Annotated in this window: 4 protein-coding genes; all 4 read right to left on the bottom strand. The window is 73.2% G+C overall.

All coding sequences use genetic code 11. From position 1 onward, the window contains the following. Positions 1–5 precede the first annotated feature (5 nt). The 4 genes from ACFY2Q_RS17370 to ACFY2Q_RS17385 are packed head-to-tail and all read right to left on the bottom strand — an operon-like array spanning position 6 to position 18,176. Complete coding sequence (locus tag ACFY2Q_RS17370; protein ID WP_387131238.1) at positions 6–4,418, bottom strand: hypothetical protein; 4,413 nt, start codon at positions 4,416–4,418, stop codon at positions 6–8. After that, on the bottom strand, positions 4,418–9,826 hold the full coding sequence (locus ACFY2Q_RS17375) for a DUF3892 domain-containing protein (protein WP_387131240.1): 5,409 nt from the start codon (positions 9,824–9,826) through the stop codon (positions 4,418–4,420). Before ACFY2Q_RS17375 ends, ACFY2Q_RS17370 begins: the two co-directional genes overlap by 1 nt. Further along, positions 9,823–13,227 (bottom strand): DUF6603 domain-containing protein, encoded by a 3,405-nt coding sequence (locus ACFY2Q_RS17380; protein ID WP_387131241.1) that lies wholly within the window; start codon positions 13,225–13,227, stop codon positions 9,823–9,825. The genes ACFY2Q_RS17375 and ACFY2Q_RS17380 overlap by 4 nt, the downstream gene beginning before the upstream one ends. Continuing rightward, positions 13,224–18,176, bottom strand: a complete 4,953-nt coding sequence (locus ACFY2Q_RS17385; protein WP_387131242.1) for a hypothetical protein — start codon at positions 18,174–18,176, stop codon at positions 13,224–13,226. Before ACFY2Q_RS17385 ends, ACFY2Q_RS17380 begins: the two co-directional genes overlap by 4 nt. Positions 18,177–18,526: the final 350 nt, after the last annotated feature.

Raw genomic sequence — 18,526 nt, forward strand, 5'->3', positions numbered from 1 at the left:
GTTCCTTAGCCTGCGGGGACGGTACGGGTGAGGTCGGTGGCGGCGGTTTCGCCGTCGGTGTTGAACGGGACGTAGAGCGCCGGCAGGAACTGGCCGACCTCGCCGAGGGTCGCCACGTCGATGGCCCGCAGCGGGGCGAGTTCGAGGGTCTCCACGAGCGTGCGTTCCAGGGCGTCCCGGGTCCACATCGGCGCGTCGTCCGCCGGCACGGCGAGCAGGATGGCCTGCGGTGCCGCCTGACCGGGCGTCTCGGCGTGGAACGCGACACCTGTGGTCTCGTCCTCGTTCGGCACCACCTCGACCCACTCGTCGACGAGCAGGCCGCACAGCGGCGCGGCCGGGTCGACGGTGGCCGGCGCGTCGACAACTATCGACAGACGGGATCCGGCGGGTCGGTCGGCACCGAAGCGAAGCCCCACCCACCTGTCGTGGGGCTTGTACGGAAGCTGCGCCACTCGCAGGTCCTGGTACCGGTCGGGACGGACCGCCTGTGCGTAGCCGCGTACCGTCTCCAGCCGGTCGGCGCCGGCCCGGACCGGCGCCGAGTCGGCCAGCCAGTCGCTGGCCTCGTGTGGCGACCCGCCCTGTAGGTCGGTGCTCGCGGCAAGCGCCTCGCTCAGGCCGGCCGGATCGGCGAGGGTGAACGCCGGCAGGACCCGGAAGTCCGCCCCGAAGACCGCCTGCAACCGGGCCACGTCATGGTCCCGGCGCTGCTCGACGGTGGCCCCGGCCCGGTCGAAGCTGGCGGTCAACGCGAGCAGGGCCGCATGCCGGGCACCGGCCTCCGCGCCGACCGCGCGGGCCCGGGCCAGCAGTGCCGGCGGCGTCGCGTCCGGACCGACGTACGCGCCCAGCACCCCGATGCCGGCGGCGGTCGCCAGCGCCGGACCGAGTACGGCCGGGTCCTCGCTCGCCAGGTCGGTGACGAGCCGTCCCAGCAGGTCCGCCGCGTCGTCGGCGCGGTCGGGCAGAGTCGGGTCCGCGTCCGGTCCGGTGCTTTCGGTGTCCGCCTCGGCACCGCCGGGGGTGAGGTCGGCGGCGGTCAGCGGGCGGGCCGAGGCGACAAGGGTACGGACGGCGCGGGCGACCTCGACGAACTCGTCCAGCGCCAGCACGTCGGCCGCCCAGTCCCCGCCCCGGCCCGGCAGCACCCGCTGCGGCCGGGACCCGGTCGCGCCTGCGGGCGGGGTCGCGGCGTCCAGGACCCGGGCCACCAGCTCGCCGTCGGCGGAGATCTCCTCAGCGTCGGTGAGCGCGAGCAGGTCCAGTGGCGACCGGCCGATCCGGTCGAGGCTGACCTCGCCGATGAGCGGGGCGCCCGGCCCGGCCCACTCCACCCGGGCACGCACCGACGCCGGACGGGGCAGCAGCCCGCCGACAAGCGCGTCGAGCCGGGGCTCGGCCGCCGCCCGGGGAGTCGGCCCGGTGGTCGGCCAGTCCGGCGTCGCCGCCGGCCAGTCGTTGCCGAGCAGCACCACCCGGTGGGTGATCGCCAGGCCGGTGCGCGGGGTCCGGGCGAACTCCAGCTCGCTGGCGGGTACGTCGCCCCGGGAGGCGGCGTCCAGGGTGGCCCCGGTCCGCATCGGGTTGCCCTGCGCCGCCTGGTGCACGCTCTCGGCCAGCAGCGCGTCGGCCACCGCGTCGATCGCCTCGCCCAGCGAGGTGAGCACCTCGGCGAGCGCCACCTGGTCGCCGTTGCCGGGGTTCGGCAACTCCGGATCACCGGCCCAGTCGATCCCGCCGTCACGCCACCGCTGGTAGAGGTCGAGGCCGTCCACCACGGCGGCGGAGGCGACGACCGGCTCCACCTCGGCGCCGTGCTGCACCCGCAGGGCCCGTATCGGCGCGATCTCCCGCAACCGGGGCAGGTACTGCTCCAGCACCCGGGGGTGGTCCTGGAGTTGACGCTCGAACCGGTAGCCGAGCAGCTCGGTGAGGGGCTGCCCCTGGCGTACGCCGTCGAGGAGCCAACTGGCCAGCCGTACCCGGTCGGAGCTGAGGTCGACCGCGAGCGGGTTGTCAGCGCTGGAGCGGTGCGCCCGATATCCGGCGCGCAGCACCGCGGCGGTGGTGGCCTGACCGAGCGACGGCGCGTGCACGTACCCGGCGTCCGGGGCGCCCTCCCGAAGCACGGCCGGGTCGGCGGCGGTGCCGCTGCGGCGCAGGTTCTCCACCCAGCCGTACCCGCCCAGGTGCACCCCGTTCGGCTGGGTCCGGCGCATCGTGGCGAGCCGCTTCGTCGCGTACGAGGTGATCCAGGCGTCGAGCCGGTACGAGCAGAGGTCGATCGACTCGGCGAGCAGCCGTTCCAGTTCGGCGGCCGGGTACGCGGCAAGCGCCAACGCGCTCTCCCGGAACGCGACCAGGTCGGTGCCCGGGGCGGTACGCAGGTGCTCGCCGACCACTGCTGTCGACCCGCCCGGCAGCGGGACCTCGCGTGCCAGTTGGCGCCAGAGCGGCCAGCTCGTCCGGTCGGGGCGGATGTCGATCAGCTCCGCGTCCCGGTACGCGTCGGCGGGCAGCGGCGCCACCACCTGCTGGAGCCGGCGGGCCGCTGTGGCGTACTCGGCCAGGGCGGACTGGCGCAGCAGCCGGTAGAGCAGCGGGGTGGCCGTGCCGTTCGTCTCCGCCTGGTCGCGCAGGTCGGTCCAGGTCCGTTCCAGCGCGGCGAACCAGGGCAGGTAGTCGGCCGGTCCCACGCCCTCGGGCGGAGCGACAAGGGGACCGCCGATCGGAAAGGCCCGCTCCGCGAAGGTGGCCTGGGCCAGCCGGGTGTCCCAGTCGAGTTCGAGCAGCGCCATCACCTGGCTGGGCTCGAACGCCTGCCGTACCCGCCAGTTCTCGTCCATGTCGAGCCGCAGGAACCGCCACAGGTGCGTCAGGTAGTCCATGCCGAGCAGGCTGCGCGCCTGCCATTGCGACCCCAGCGGCCCCTGGCCCAGGATCCGCAACAGCACCTCCTGCGGGTCGCCCGGACCACCGATGCGGGGTACGCCCGGCAGGCCGGTGTCCGGCTCGATCTCCGTGGCCGACGGGCGCCACACCCTGTCCCGCAGCAGCCGGAGGAAACCGACCAGAGCGGTGTCCCGGTTGTCGGTGCCTGTCCACCGGTCCAGCGCCGTCACCGGCAGCACCCCGTACGGCTGCTCGGCGACCCGCAACGCCGGCACCGGCCCGGCGGCCCGTACGTGCTCGATGTAGTGCCGCCGCCCGTGCCTGATGTCGTCCTCGGTGACCACACCTGTCACCATGTCGCTGAGGAAGTATCCCCAGGTCGCGGCCCAGGTGACAGTGTTCATGTGTCGGGCACCCGCGGTTTGGGACACCGCGGCACGGGCCGGGGCGGCGGGCGGCCCTTCCGGGCGGAGCGCGGCGCGGGCAAGCGCCCGGGGCGACCCGGTGACAGTGCCGTCCCGGACGACGTGCAGCGGGTCGCCCGGCTGCGCGACGAGCGGGACACCGAGCGCCCGGGCGGTGACCGGTGCGTCGCCGTCCACCTCGGCCGGCGGCTCCTGGCCGGGCAGCACCCGCAGCCTGTCGATCCGCTCCGGGTCGTCCGGGTCGTGGCCGGCGCGAGCACCGGCCGTGTTGTTCGTCGGGGTGCCCGGCGGCACGAAACCGAGCCCGTGGGTGTGGAAGTGGGCATCGAGCAGTTCACCGAGCACCCGGGCGCCGCGCCCGGCCGGGGTCTCCGGCGCGACCACCTCGTCGGTGTCCACACCGAACACGACGAGCCGGTCGATGCCGCCCTGGGCCATCTGCGGCGGCAGCGGGATCCGCATCGCCATGCCGGCGCCGACAGCGGCCTCGAAGTCGACAAGCCACCGGCTCTGGTCGTCGACCGGGGGCTCGTCGTCGCCGACCGAGGTCAGGTCGACAGACGGCGACGGGCCGACGAACAGTGGGCGTTGCACAGGCGTGGACTCCGCGTACACCGGCTCGACGCCGGTCTTCCACAGGGTGACGTGCCAGTGGCTCGGCAGGGCGCGGGCCTCCGGCGCGCGGTCCCAGGCGTCGGCGCCGCCGGCCACCCGCGGGAAGTCCGGGGCCCGCGGCAGTCGCCGGCCGGGTGGGACGGGCTGGCTCGGCCGGCCGGCCGGCGACGGCTCCAACGCCCGGGCGATCCAGACGGCCCGTTCCGGGTCGACGAGCTGGCACAGCCGCCGCCAGGCGGTGACCTCGTCGGCGGCGACCCAGCCGGCCCGCCACACGTCGATCCAGTACTGCTTGCCCCAGGCCACCTCGTCGTCGGTCAGATCGGGCTGGTGGGTGTCGACGTGCAGCACGTCCGGCAGCACCCGTAGCCACAGCTCGGTGCCGGTCGGGCCGGTGTCGACGAATCGGGTCTCCACGCGCACCGGCAGCAGGGCCACCGGCCACTGGGTGGGCAGGTGCCACAGCGGGTTGGGTGCAGTCATCACGCGTCCTCGGCCAGTTCGGGCAGGAATAGCAGGTTGTTGGGCAGGTCGCCGTCGGCCTCGGTGGTGAGGTACGGCCGACCGGTCGCGGTCCGGGAGACAAGCACCTGGACCTGGTCACCGACCGGGCGTTCGACGAAGAATCGTTCGTGTCGGCCGATCGCGGCGATCACGTCCTCGGTGCTCATCCGCCAGGGCGTGCCGTCGGCACGGTGCCCGCCGACGGCGACGATCCGGTGCTGGGGCACCCCGGCGGTGTGCCGGGCGACGGCCTCGATCTGCCAGGAGTCGTCGATCGGCGGGATCATGTCGCTGGCATGGATCGCCACAAGGACCGGCCGTTGGAGAGTGATCTGCGCCTGGTGGGCACCGTTGTAGCCCCATTCCAGGCCTCCGAGTCGCAGGCTGCCCAGCCGGCCGGCGGCCTGAGCGTGTCGCAGTCGCTGCTCCTCGGCCGGGTCGGCCGTCAGGTGTCGCCAGTGCAGGTCCGACCAGCGCGTCGGGGCGCCGCCGAAGCTCGCCCCGTCCGGAGGGGCGTCCAGCCCGAACCGGGCGTCGGTCGGCGGCTGCCGCAGCACGATGAACCAGCCGGCGTCGGTGTCACTACCCCGCGCGTCGGACACTCCCAGCGGCAGGCCGAAGAACTGGATGTCCGGGTCGAGGCGGCCGGCGAACTGCGGCTCGCGTGTCTCGTCGGCCAACTGCCGGCTGCCGTCCTCGGCGAAGAATGCCTTCTGCACGTAGATCGCCGTGCCCGGGTACCGACGCAGCAACTCGCCGCGGATCAACACGACAAGTAGGTCGCCGGCACCGACCGCTGTGGCGTTCTCGCCCAGCCCGTTGGCGGGCTTCCAGCCCCGGATCGGTGGGATGTCCGCAAGCGGGCCGACGGACGGCTGCGCGGACCGGACGTCCCAGAACTGGGAGAAGAAGGTGGCACCCAGGTCGGTCGGGTACCGCCGCCACAGCATCTCCCGGCCCAACTCGGAGTTGAGACCCACCATGAACGCCTCCACGAAGGACGCGTTGACCCGCAACAGGGTGACCGTCTCCGGCGGAATCGCTGACACGCCGGGAAAGAGCAGCTCCTGGGACAGGTCCCGCAGCGCCTCGTACATCGGGCGCGGGAACCGGGGCACCACCACCAGTTCGCGCAGTTCTTGTGCCGACTCGGCGCCGGCCAGCTTCAACCGGCCGGCGGTCTGGTCGGTGATCCCGCCGACGGGTTCCAGGGCGGTGGTCACCCGGGCCGCAAGCGTGGCGGTGTCGACAGTGACCCGTTGCTTCGGCCGGGCCAGCGCCTGGGCCGCCACAACCCGGTCCTGGTGCCGCCCGGCCGCGGCGGCGAACAGGTCACCCATCGCCGTGCGGGCGGCCGTCAACGCCGGGTCGAGGTCGGCGACGGCGACCGCCGCCCCCTGCCCCTCCCACCCGAACCACCCGGGGACCTCGGCGTCGGCCGACCACTGCCGGGCCACCCCGTGCCGGTCCAGGTCCCAGCCGACCCGGTAGTAGCCGCGGTTGGCCTGGGCCGGGTTCGCCACGTGGAACAGCACCAGGTCGGCCCGGCGGGTGCCGGTGACATCCATGACGGCGATGCCGGCGCCCTGGTGCGCCGCCGGCAGCGGGCCGCCGCCGACCACCTTCGCCGGCGCCCAGCCGTCGGTGACCCGGCCCCTGGCGTTGAGCTGCCACCCGATCCGGTAGACAGCCTGGTTGGTGCCGCCCGCCGGCTCGATGGTGAGCACGACGATGTCCGGCGTCAGGTTGTCGTTGAGGTCGGCGACGGCCACCCCGACGCCCTGCACCGGCCCCGGCGTCCAGGGCACCGACACCGCGTCGGACCATCCCTGACTGATCGCACCCTGGGCGTCCAGCCGCCAGCCAACCCGGTAGTACAGCCCTGGTGCGGCACCGCCTGTGGCGTACGCCAGGATCAGCTCGGGACGGCCGTCGCCGTCGAGGTCCGCCACGGCGAGGTCGGCGCCCTGGATCTCGGCGGCCACCTCGTCGGGAAGCCTGTGCACCGCGCTCCACCCGCCGGTCACCTCACCTGTGGCACCGAGGTTCCAGCCGATCTGGTAGTGCACGGCGTTGGCGCCGGCCGGGTTGTCGACCCACATCACCACCAGGTCGGGTTGGCCGTTGCCGTTGACATCGGCGACCGCGATGCCCAGGCCCTGGGTCTCCCAGCCGATCGGCCCCGGCTTGTCGATCTGCGCGGTCCAGCCGCCGCGCACCTCGGCCTCGAACCCGAGGTTGCGACCCACCCGGTGGTAGATGACGTTGTCGGTCGCGCCGTTGTCGACGTGCGCGGCGACCAGGTTGGACATGAAGCCCAGCGGCAGCGCCCAGCGGGTCCCGCCGACCGGCTGCGCGGCGATGGGGCCGGCGCCCCGGGAATCCGTGGGGAAGCCGTGCGGGTCATCCCAAGTCCACCGGTTGCCGGTGCGGCTCACCGAGAAGAGGCGGCCGTCGCTGCCTGTCACGAAGACCGTCAACCGGCCCCACATCGCCGCGCCGGGCACCTGCATCACCCTCGTGCCGGGTGGGAAATCCAGGTTCTGCCACGACCAGGCCGACCCGTTCCACAGCCGCATGTACAGCCGTCCGTCGGAGGCGCCGCAGAAGACCATCACCTCGTTTCCGCTGACGATGATGTCGCCGGGGGCGTTACTGAGCGTGGTCCCCGGCGGGGCGCCGTGCTCGACCCAGGTGCTGTTGGTCAGTCGCCGTTCGAACAGCCGACCGTCGTAGGAGATGGCGAACACGCTTACCGGGGCGGTGCGCGGCGAGATCTGCCACAGCGGGACCCCGTTCGGGCGCCCGTGCAAGCGCCACTCCCAGCGGGTGCCGGTCCAGTAGCGCTGCCACAGCCGGCCGGCGTCGCTCGTGACGAAGAAGCTTGTGTTGCCCTGGGCGCTGCCCGGGGTGCCGATGATCTTCTCGGTGCTGTAGTGGCTGGGGTTGCCGTGGTCGACCCAACTCCACTGTGCGCCGTCGCGACGCCGCTCCCAGAGCCGGTTGCCGCCCCCGTTGGTGGTGGTGGTCACGAAGATGCTCTGGTTGTTGAGCACCAGGAACGGTGACGTGCCGAGCCCATAGCTGCCGGGCGGGATCGGATGCTTACGCCAGTACCAGCGATCGTCCTCGCGGTAGTGCTCGAAAAGGGCGCCGTGCACGCTGGCGACGAAGATCCGTCGGCCGCCGTCCATGACACCGCCGGGCTCGACCCCGGCGGCCTGGGTGCCGGTCGGCGCTCCGTGGTCGAACCAGAGCCACCGGGTGCCGTCGTGGGACCGCTCGAACAACCGGCCGTCGGTGGTGGTGACGAACGTCTGCCGGTCGTTCACCGCCGGCCCGGGCGGGCTGAGCACCACGCCCGGCAGGCCGGTCGGCTGGGCGAGCACGCCCGCCGGCAGAGGACTGGTGTCCGGGTACGGCACCGGCAGCGGCTGCGGCGGGTCCGGGATCGGCTCCGGGTCCGGCGGCGGGTCCTGCGGCGGCCAGTACTGATCGCGCGGTCGTAGCGGCGCCCCTGTCCACCCCGGGCCGAACTGCTCGGCCGTGGCGGTGCCGACCGGCGTGTCGGGCAGCGCGACAAGTCCCGGACCGCTGCTGCCGTCGTCCGTCGCCGGCAGAGCCAGCGCGGCCTCGGGCACCGGAGCAGGCCGGACGGAATCCGTTTCCGGAGCCGGCACCGCGATGACGGTCGCGGGGGCTGCGGTGAGGCTCGCGGTGCGTCCCCGCCACCAGGGCTCGGCGCGGTCGATGCGGGTCCTGTTGAGCAGGTGGAAGGCGATGTCGTCACCCGCGACGTCGTCGAAGAGCACAGTGCCCGCCGGCGGCTGATCCGGGGGCGTCGCGGTCACCTCGTTGCTCGCCGCCGCCTCCACCACCGAGTCCAGCGCGTCGACGCCGGCCCGTCGGGCCAGTGGACCGTCCGGCCGGGTCATCCGGCGGAACGTCGCCGACAGCGTCGCCGTCGCGGTCGGGTTGCGGTGCAGTTCGCCGCTGACCAGCCGCTTGCCGCGGGGGGTGACCGTCACGGCGTCCAGCACCGCCCCGGAGACCTGCAACAGCCGGCCGGCCGCCAGCGGGCCGCCGAGGGCGAGCCGGCCGGTGCCGGACCGGGCGAGACCGGCCCCCTCCGGACCGGCGATCCTGCGGTCGTACGTCGAGCGGCTGACCTCGGCGGCGAGTTGGGCCTGGCGTACGGCCTCGTTGGCCCGCTGCACCTCGGCCGCCTGCTCCCAGGCCGCCGCCATCAGCTCCTCCTGCTGCTCGCGCACCACACGGGTGCCGAGCGCGGCGGCGATCCGGTGCCGGGGGTCGAGGTTCAGCTCCCGGAGCCAGTGCGGGTGGGCCGCGTCGCCGGGTACCCGGTCGACGCCGGCGTACCGTCCGCCGTAGAGCGGCGGGCCGAGCCGGGTGCCGGTGTCGGCGATCAGCGCGCGCAGCAACTCCTCGAACGCCTCCCGGGACTGCGCCGGCCAGATGGTCGGCATGGTGAGCGCGCCGCGCAACGCGCCCTCGGCACCCAGCGTCACCGTCGGCACCGACGGGTCGAGCCCGGGCACCCCGGACCGGCCGAGGAGCATCGGGCGCAGCCCCGCGTCGGCGGGCAGACCCCGGGCCTGCAGCCGCCGGACCAGGGACTCGAAGTCGCCGTCGGCCCCGGTGGCGAATTCCCAGCTGTGATAGACCGGCAGCGGCGGCGCGGCCCCGAGCCCGGGTGCCCAGGCCGGAGCGAGGGCCTCGCCGTCGTCGACGGGCAACCCCAACCCGGCCCGCCGGCCGGCCTCGAACGCCGGCACCAGGCAGGCCCGGTACGCGATGCCGGCGGCCAGCCGGCGTGGGCTGATCAGCCGGGACAGCGTGCGGTGCGGGTCACCGGCCAGCACCTCGGCGACCGGCTCGCCCGCCCCGGTGGTGGCGACCTGGGCGTGCGCCCAGGCCCACGACTCGGCCAGGTCGGGCAGGTCCGGCAGCGCGCACTCCAGCACCGGCAGCGGGGCGCCGGTGTCGGTACGCAGCTGGGAGTTCGCCACCGGCACCACGACCAGGAACAGCCAGGGGCGCAGCCGCTGCCGGCTGCCGGGCGCGGCGGGGGTGAACAGCCACGGGAAGTCCGGCCTGTCGAACTCGATGGTGACCAGGTTGTTGGGCTCGAAGTCGCTGGCCCGCTCCGGCGGATCGGTGCGGATCACCTGACGGGTGTCGATGCCCCGGATGTCGCCCGGCCCGTACAGGCGGATGTCGAACGTGTGCTCGGTGCGACCGGCCAGCCGGACGCCCACAGTGACCGGCTGCCGGGCGGGGATGTCCGCCTCGATCGGGTCGGCCACCGCTCCGGCGGCGGCCAGCCCCTGCCGGACGTACGCCAGGAAGTGCAGTTGTGCCGTCACCGGCGTGCCTCCTCGGGGGTGCGCGAGCCGGCGACCGGCTCGGTGAACCGCACCAGGGGCGTCAGCCCGGTGCGGTAGACGCCCGGGCCGGTGGCCCGTGCGGGGGCCAGCGCGGCGGCGCTGGATCGGGTCAGGCGCTTCAGTGTCGGGCCGTCCATCGGCCGCATGGCCGGTGCCGGGTCGACCGCCGACCGCTTCGCCCGCCCGGCCCCGACGGGGGTACGGGCGGCGACGTCGGGCTCGTCGATGATCAGCACGTCGTAGCCGAGCGGCACCGGTGGCGGGGCTGTCAGGTCGTACTCCATCTCCGGGGAGGAGAAGCCGCGGCCCGCCTCCATCCGCTCGAAGGAGGGGGTGGAGAGCAGTTGGTCGTCGGTAATGGTCTGGAACTGGGCACGCGCGAAATGCTCGTAGGTGACCGTGCCGGCGTCGGTGGCGTCGACCCCGCCGAACCGCACCGACGCGATCGTGTACGCGGTCTTCTGGGTCACCGGCGCGCTGCCGTACCTGTTGATGGTCAGGCCCAGCGGGGCGACTTGTTGGGTGACCGCTATCGCGCCGAGCGGGTGGGCCAGCAGTTGCCCGGCCGTGGGCTCGATCTTGCGCAGGGTGACCAGTGCCTCTCCCCGTGGCGGCAGTTGCGCCGTCCAGTTGCGCGGGTCGGCGAATGCCGCGTCGAGCTGCCCGCCGACGTCGACAGGTGTGGGCAGCGGCGGTGGCGTACGCGACCCGATGGTCAGGTCGAACGAGACCGAGGCGCTGACGAACACCACCTTGAACCTGGCCTTGCCGCGCGCCCGCCACGGCCGGGGCCCGCTGAGCGTCACGCTGAGCGCGACGGCCATCAGCTCCCGCTTGCCCCGGCGCAGTGCCACCATCGCCGCGATGTCGGCGACGAAGCTCAACGGCGCCAACTGCACATGGGTGTCGAAGGACAGCATCCCGGAGACGTTGAAGCCGGCCGCCTCGGCGTAGACCTCCAGCCGGGCACCGAACTGCACGGTGTTCGAGGTCAGAGCCAGGTACGACTCCAGTCGCAGCCGAGGGTTGTTCTTCTCCGAGAGGGCGATCGCGAGCCGACGCAGTTGCGGGAAGTTCGGCGGCGGCTGGAACCTCGGGTTGAACCCGCCGGCCGCGAGCGCGAACGTCGGCTTCGCGCCCCAGGACATCCGCATTGCCATGTCCCCGCTGATCGGGAAGCCGGCGATCTGCGAGTCGTAGAGCGACGCGTCGATGGATGCCTCTTCGGCGCCGAAGTCGACGATGCCCAGGACGTCCATATTGATCTTGACGATCGGGTGCTTCTCGTCGGGCAGGGCCATCCGCAGCCGCCCCAGCACCACGAGCCGCAGCGGTGCCGGCAACTCCAGCACCAGACCGAGGTCGAAGGTGAGCAGGGTCGGCGTGCCCCAGCCGAGCCGCGCCATCGGGCCGAAGACGTACCTGCCGACCGCCACCGGGAAGATCGCGCCGGCCGCCGCCACCGTCTCCGCGGCCCGGCCCACCGGGTCCGAGGGGAACATCAGCGAGTTCAGCGACCCGTTGCGCACCCCGGAACGCAACGCCTCGACGTTCACCGTCCGGTGCACACCGAGCAGGCCGCCGACCCCGTTGAGGGTGAAGCCGAAGCCGAGCTGGATCGGGGTGAACTCCCCCGCGATGATGACCAGCAGCGAGAACCCGTCGCTGCCGTCCGGCATCCGGATCGGCGTCCCGTCCGGGTTCTTCGTGGCGAGCAGGCCGACCGCGCTCACCGCGATCGACTCGAACTGAAGGTGCAGCGCGCCTGCGTACTGGCCGGCGTCGGCGTCCACGAAGAGGTATCCGCCGCCGACAAGCGGCCCGGCGGCGAGCGACAGCCCGATGCCCGACGGCGGCTTGAAGGCCAGCGCCGTCTCCGCCGGGCCGATGTTGCCGCCGTCCGGCGGGAACGTCAGTTCCGCCTCGACGCCGATCCGCTCGGCCACCGCGTGCAGCGGCCCCAACCGCAGGGTCGCCGAGGCGGCCAGCGCGGCGAAGAGCCCCTCGCCGCGTACGCCGAGCGCCGCGTGCAGCCCGAAGATCTCGACCGGGCCGGCCGAGATGTGCAGCGGCAGGTCCGCGTCGAGCCCGGCCGCGCCCCGGAACGTCAGGCCCTTGCGCAGCGACCAGGTCAGCGCGAGGTCGAACTCGGCGCGCAGCCCTTGCGGCGGCAGCACCTGGGCGAGGAAGCCGTCGCCGTCACCGGCCGCGACGACAAGGGCCGCGCGGGCCGCCGAGATCGACAGCTCGATGTCGTCCACCCCGCCGCCCAGTGCCGCGCCGACGGCCAGCCGCAGGCCCTGCACCTCCAGGCGGGTGCCTGTGGCGCTGCCGATGCGCAGGGCCACCCCGGTCGCGTCGGGCACCCGGTCGGCGGTGAGCGCGATCCGCACCATCGAGTCCAGGCCGGCCGGCAGGGTCAGCCCGTCCGGGCCGATCGCGAAGCCGGCGCCGGCTCCCTGGACCGCCAGCTTCAACGCCCACCCGGCGACGATCCGGTCGAGTTCCAGCGCGCCGCGCAGAGCCAGGACCAGGCCGAGCCCGCCCCGGTCGGCGGCGGAGAGCGCCGCGCTCGCCCCGACGGTGACCTGGGCGTCGCCGACCCGGACCGGGGCGGCCACAGTGAGCATTCGGGAGGCCAGGGCGGTGCCGACAGCACCCAGGTCCGGCCCGTCGGCCGGGTTCAGGCCGTACAGCGCCGGCACGCCGAGTTCCTTGAGTACGGCGGCGATGCGGGGAAAGAGCTTCGCCGCCGCCGCGTCCGCCGCCGCCGTGGTGGCCAGCCCGTCCGGGAAGTACTCCGCCCGCAGGGTGCCGACCGGGTCGGTGAGCAGGTCACCGAGCCGGTCCAGGTGCAGCTCCGGTCGGGACCGGGGCAGCCGTACCGGGGTGCCGGTCGCCGGCATCGGCGCGCTCACCGGCGGCTCACCGGCCGGGGTGAGCAGCGTCAACAGGATCGCCACCTGGTACGCCACCGGGTGCTGGCGTTGCAGGAAATTGACGGTGAGGAAGGTGATCAGGTCCTCGGCCAGCACCTCGGCGGGCGGCAGGTTCGCCGCGCCGGCGCTCAGCGCTGGCGGCAGCCCGCTGACCGCCGCCACGGCCGCCGACACCGTGTTCAGCGCCGCGGTCAGGTCGTCGAGCGTCTCTGGCGGCCCCTGCTCGACGATCCGGCGTACGCCGTCGACCGCCTCCGCGCAGTCCGCCAACCACTTCTCGAACTCCCCGGCCGGCATCGCCGCCAAGGCGGCGAGGTCCCAGCCGAGCGAGTCGAGGATGCCGGAGCGACGCCACTCGCTGGTGGCGGCCATGGTGATCGGCGACAGCAGCGCCTCGATCTCGCCGAGCAATTGTGTCTGGAAGTTGCCGTCGTCGGTCATGCCGTCTCCGGTCCGTAGTGAGCCGCGGTGAAGGCAGCCGGTCGGTTGTAGACCGTGGCGGCCCCGTCGGCGATGTTCGCGGCGCCTGCCGCGTCGGTGAAGTAGGTGATGGCAGGGACGCCGGCGCGGGCCAGGACCTGGTTCGGATAGAGCAGCCGGGGGTTCGGGCCATCCGCAGGGGTGTTCGGAGTCTGGAACTGCATGGTCGGCTGGATCTCCCAGCCGTTGTTACCCCACCGGAACTCGCGACCGCCGCCGTTGTAGCGGCGGATCGTCTCCCGCTGGAAGACCGCGCGGCTGCGCTGGTCGATCGGGTTGGGCAGGTGGTTCCGGACCACGTTGTAGGCCGTGTCGCCGTAGTACTCGAAAATCAGGCGGACGGCGGTGCGGATGTTCTCCACCCAGTTCCACACCTCGTCGGCACTGGCGCCCACCGGGGGGTCGTTCCAGTTGTCGAGCTGCGCCATCCCGTAACCGTGGGGTGGCCCGAGCATCGGCATGTTCTTCTCTTTGCCGTACCGCCAATCGCGGTTCCGGTACTCGTACCTGTAGCGGCCCGTATCATCGGGAAAGAACTGGTTGTAGCCGCCGCGTAGGCCGCTCTCATGCCGAAAGATCAGCATCGCGGTCCGCCGCCAGCACGCCAAACTCAGGATGCTGACCCGGTCCAGGGCCTGATTGCGGTTGTAGTACTCGTCGACAAAGTCCTCGATCACCGCCTCGATGTCGGCGTTGGGGGCCGGATTCTGCCCAAGGACCCGAAAGTCGGGCAGCACCAGCAGCGGTACGGCGGCCGGCGGCGATCCGAGCACTCCTGCCGCGTCGGCAATTAGTCCGGGATCCAACTGTCGCTTGTCGAAGGAAAGGGCCGACACGCCCAGCCTTCCGTCGCCGCCCCGGATCACCTCCCGCCCGTTCTGCGTCACCGCGGGCTGGAACTCCAGCACCAGCGCCGGCCGGGCCGGGGCACCGACGTGACGACCCCACGGGCGTTGCTGCCCGGTGACCAGCACGGCGGGCAACCGCCGGTTCGCGACTGGGAACGGGACCGCGGTCGGTGCGGGCGTAAACGCTGCCGGCACCCGCCCCTGGCCGTCCACGACGATGTCCCGACCCTGGGCGTCGGTGAACTGGCCGTTGGCTCCGTAGTGCAGCACCACCGTCGGGCTCCCGGTCAGGTCCAACTGGTAGTTGTGGCCGAGGTGCGGGTTCTGCACCGGGCCGGTCACGGCGTCAGCGTTGTCATCCGGGCCGTCCCAGCTCAGCCGCAGGTCCCAGGTCCAGTCGATGCGCAACGTGCGAGGCGGAGCCGGATTGGCCGCCGGGTCCGGCGGGTCGAGCACCGCCGACCGGGTGTACCGCCGGCGCAGCAGGTCCCGCAGTTGCGCGTCGGTGACACCGACGAACTGCACCTCGCCCATCCACATCGGCATCTGCGGTTGCAGCCGGTCCGGCCCTCCGGGGACGAGTGGCCGCCGTTCGTTCCGCAAGTGGTAGGGCACCATTCGGCGTACCCGCGTCTGGTCACTGAGGAGGGGCAGAGTGTCCTGTGGTGACCGCAGGAAGTCCACGACCTGGAGTTCGTCGGCCTCGCCTCGCAACGGGCCGCGCCCCTGCGCGGTCGGGTCGTCGACCAGCGCGGTCTGCAGGCCGCACAGATGCAGGGTGAACGACTCGACGTGTGGCACCGCCGGGCCCTCGGCGACGGCAAGTACCTCCACCGGGCCGAACGCCGCCGCCGCGTTGGCCAGGAACACGGTCGCGGTGAACGTGCGGACCCCGCCGGCCGCGGGTGCCAGCGTCGCCGTCACCTCGTCGGTGGTGGGCGCGTCGGCCGCGATCCCGGTTCGCAACTGCAGCGCGCCGCCGGCTGCGGTCTGCAGCCGTAGCCGCACCTGGGTCGCCGCGGCGTCGACCTGCCCCTCGATCCGCAGGCCACGCTCCACCGGTCGGTCCGGTGCCACCGCGGCCGGGGCCGGATTGCCGTCCACCACGGCTGGAGCCACCCACGCGTCGGCCTCCTGCCGGAGGTTCCCCGTGGCGTAGGTGTCCGGCACGTGCCACAGCAGCGGCCAGAGCGCCAGTTCCTGGGGACTGATCAGACTCAGCACACGGGCGGGGAGGGTGATCGTGACCGGCTCGGGTTCCCTGTCGACGGTCGGTGGCATGGGCGGTACGGTGCGCTGCTGGAACAGGCCGGCGGTGCCGAGCAACGCGTCCGGCAGCGGTCGTGCGCCGGTGCTGTAGGCGACCTCGGCGACGCTGCCCGCCGCCGGCTTGAACGCGTCGGTGTAGTCCCACGGCTCGATCGAGCCGGCGACTGCACTGGCGTAGAGGTAGCCGTCGGTGCCGGCACGCAATCGGCGGGTTCCGCCGCCGGTACGCCAGTAGACCCAGGCGTCCTCGGCGGGTTGGCTGGTCGCGGCGACACCGTCGGCACCGGTCCGGCCGGTCATCAGGACTAGGTGGTCGGGATCGTGCGGTGCCCCGACCGCCCGGTTGGAGAGGTCGACCACGCAGCGGGTCAACGGTGCGGCGGCGTCCTGGCCGGGCAGCCGCCACCAGAGGGTCTGGATGGCCTTCTTGGCGTTGCCCGGCTGCCAGGAGAGGCTGACCTCGCCGATGTTCGCGTAGCCGACCACCTCCTTGCCGTCGCCCCACTTGCCCAGGTAGTCGTCGTGGTTCTCGGTGGCCGCCAGGTACTGCCCGAGGGCCGCCGAGCGGTCGCCGGTCGGCGGGTAGACCGGTCGCGGCGAGCCGGGTCGGGGCGGGATCGTCGGGTCGGCGGCGTCGTGCTTGGCGAAGCTCAGGTCGTAGGACCAGTCCGGGGCGCGGGTGACCGTGCGCAGCGGCCCGGCCTCCGCCACGGCGGGGGTGCCGCTCACCGTCCACGGCACGCTCCGCAGGTGCCCGGTGATCGTGTCGACCAGCTCGGTGCCGACGGTGAGGCTCCCGCCGGCCGGGTTCGTCCAGCCGACCCGGCTACTGCGGGGCAGCACGTCGGCTGTCACGTCGAAGCCGGTGCCGTGCAGGAACCGGGTCAGCCCGTCCTCGTTGCGCGCCGCGCTGGAGACGAACTGCGCGAGCACCCCCCGGGTGGGCACCGGCTCGGTGGCCCGGAACGGCGCCGCGCCCTCGTAGCGTAGCCGCGCGGCGAAGCCGTAGCCGACCTCGCCGGAGAGCAGGACGAGTCGCTGCCGGCGGGTGCCGTCCGGTCGTGCGGCGCCCCGGTTGAACAGCCGGGACAGCAGCTTCTCGTACCCGGCGCGTTGCAGCCCCCAGGCCTCGCCGTCCACTGTGGCCCGACCCCGGTAGCGCTTGCCGAGCAGTTGTTGCACGAAGTCGGAGACGAACGGGTAGCCGACCACAGGCGTCGCGGAGACCACGAATGTGGCCGCCTCCGGGCCGAGGTCCGGCGGGTCCAGCAACTGTTCCTGCAGAGCGGCGTCGCCGTAGAGCAGGGCGGGCGGGTCGCCCGGCCCGCCGAGGAAGACCCGGGAGGTCCGGGTGTCCAGCACGATGAGCTGGTGCTTCGCCCACTCGACGTGGAAGTGCCAGCTCAGCGCCCCGGCAGGGCGCAGTGGCACGCCGCTGTTGAAGCCGGTGGGCAGGCCGACGCAGGTGCGAATGGTCGCTGAGGTGTCGTTTTCGGTGCCGTCCCAGGTCGAGACAGCGGCAAGCAGCCGCCTGCCGGGCTCGCCGGCCGGGCCGGCGGACGCGAAGCGTTCCGGGGTGTTTCCCCAGGCCTGGCAGAGCGCGTACGCGGCGAGCGCGTTCTGGATCACCCGCCGGCCGAGCCCGCTGGCGTCGCCGGTGGTGGCCAGCGCCCGCTCCGCCCAGCCCTGCGTCGAGAACCAGTCCTCACTTACCTCGTGCTCGCCGAGCACCAGGTAGGTCGGGGTGTTCGCCAGCACCCGGCGGACCGCGCCGACGCTTGACCGGAACTCCAGCACCGCCGCCCGTTCGTCGGCGAAGGTGTCCCGCCGCTGCTTGGCCGGGCCGTACCGGGCCGCGGCGGCCCACGGGTCGGAGAGCCCCGAGTCGGTGAGCGAGCGCTCCAGCAGCGCGTGCTCGTCCGGGTGTACGTCGGCGAACTCCGGCAGGTTCTCCGGCCAGAGCACGTCGGACCAGACGAGCAGATACATCGCCCAGAACTCGGCAAACGACAGCAGGTGGCTCTTCGCCGCCGTGGCGGTCAGCCCGGCGGCCCCGGTGACCAGCTCCTGGCGGTGTCCGGGACGCAGCCGGGGGTCCGCGTCGACGACCCCGGGCAGCGCCTCCGGGCCGGCCTGGAGGGTCCGTCCCAGCCCGGTGACGACCGCCAGCAGCGGGTCCGCGACGTCGTCGGCGTAGATCTGGCTGCCGCTGAGCACCAGTTGCTGCGGGCGGGCGAGCGGGTCGGCGGCGTCGGCGCGCAGGATCTCGTCGAGCACGGCGAGCGCGTCGTCGCCACCGCCGTGCGGCTTGCGGCAGGAGGTGTGCACCACGCGCAGGCGGTTGAGGTCCTGGGGCGGGGTGGCGAAGCTCGGCAGGCTCGGCGCGCCCGACCCGGCGTAGCTGAGGGCCGTGCGGGCGGCGGCCACGGTGGTGGCGACCACGTTCGGGGAGTACAGCCGGGGCTCGGTGGCCGGTACCGGCACGGACTCGTCGCCGACGGCGGCGAAGAACACGTCGTACCGGTAGAGGGTTCCGGCGGCCAGCGGCGCCGCGGCGGTGGCGGTGACCGCTACCAGGTGGCAGTTGGCGGCCACCTTTACCGTGTTGCGGCTGCCCTCGCCGACCTGGGTCACCCCGACGCCGTCGGCGTCCGACGAGTAGACCCGCAGCGTGACCTTGCGGGGTTCGCGCAGCGCCAACCACACGGTGACGGACGTGCCGTCCACCCGCCGCAGCAGAGGACCGGCGAGCACCAGCGGGAGGCTGGCGAGCGGGCGGGGCTGCCAGGTCACGCCGACCTCCACGAGCCCGAGCCGACGGCGCCGTGCTGGCGACAACCGTCCACTTTGGACATACCCATTGCACTGAAACCCTTCACACGCCACCGATCCCAAGCTCGTCGCCGTCTATCGCGTTCAGTCAACGCCGGGTGACCAATGAGTAACATCGCTCGATTGCCGCTCAACTCGTAACCCTTCGTTTGACAACCAGGGGCCTTTCGCGGGCGGCCCATCTACCGATCGGATGCCTGCTCCTCAACCTGTCCGGCCCTCCTGCTGCAAGGAACCCGACTCTCCCTTGTGGACGGACATTCGAAGAACACAGCCTGGTCGGAGCCGGTGCCGGGATGGCTCGTCTCCCG

The organism is Micromonospora sp. NPDC000316, from assembly GCF_042898885.1.
In the GTDB taxonomy this organism is placed as follows: domain Bacteria; phylum Actinomycetota; class Actinomycetes; order Mycobacteriales; family Micromonosporaceae; genus Micromonospora.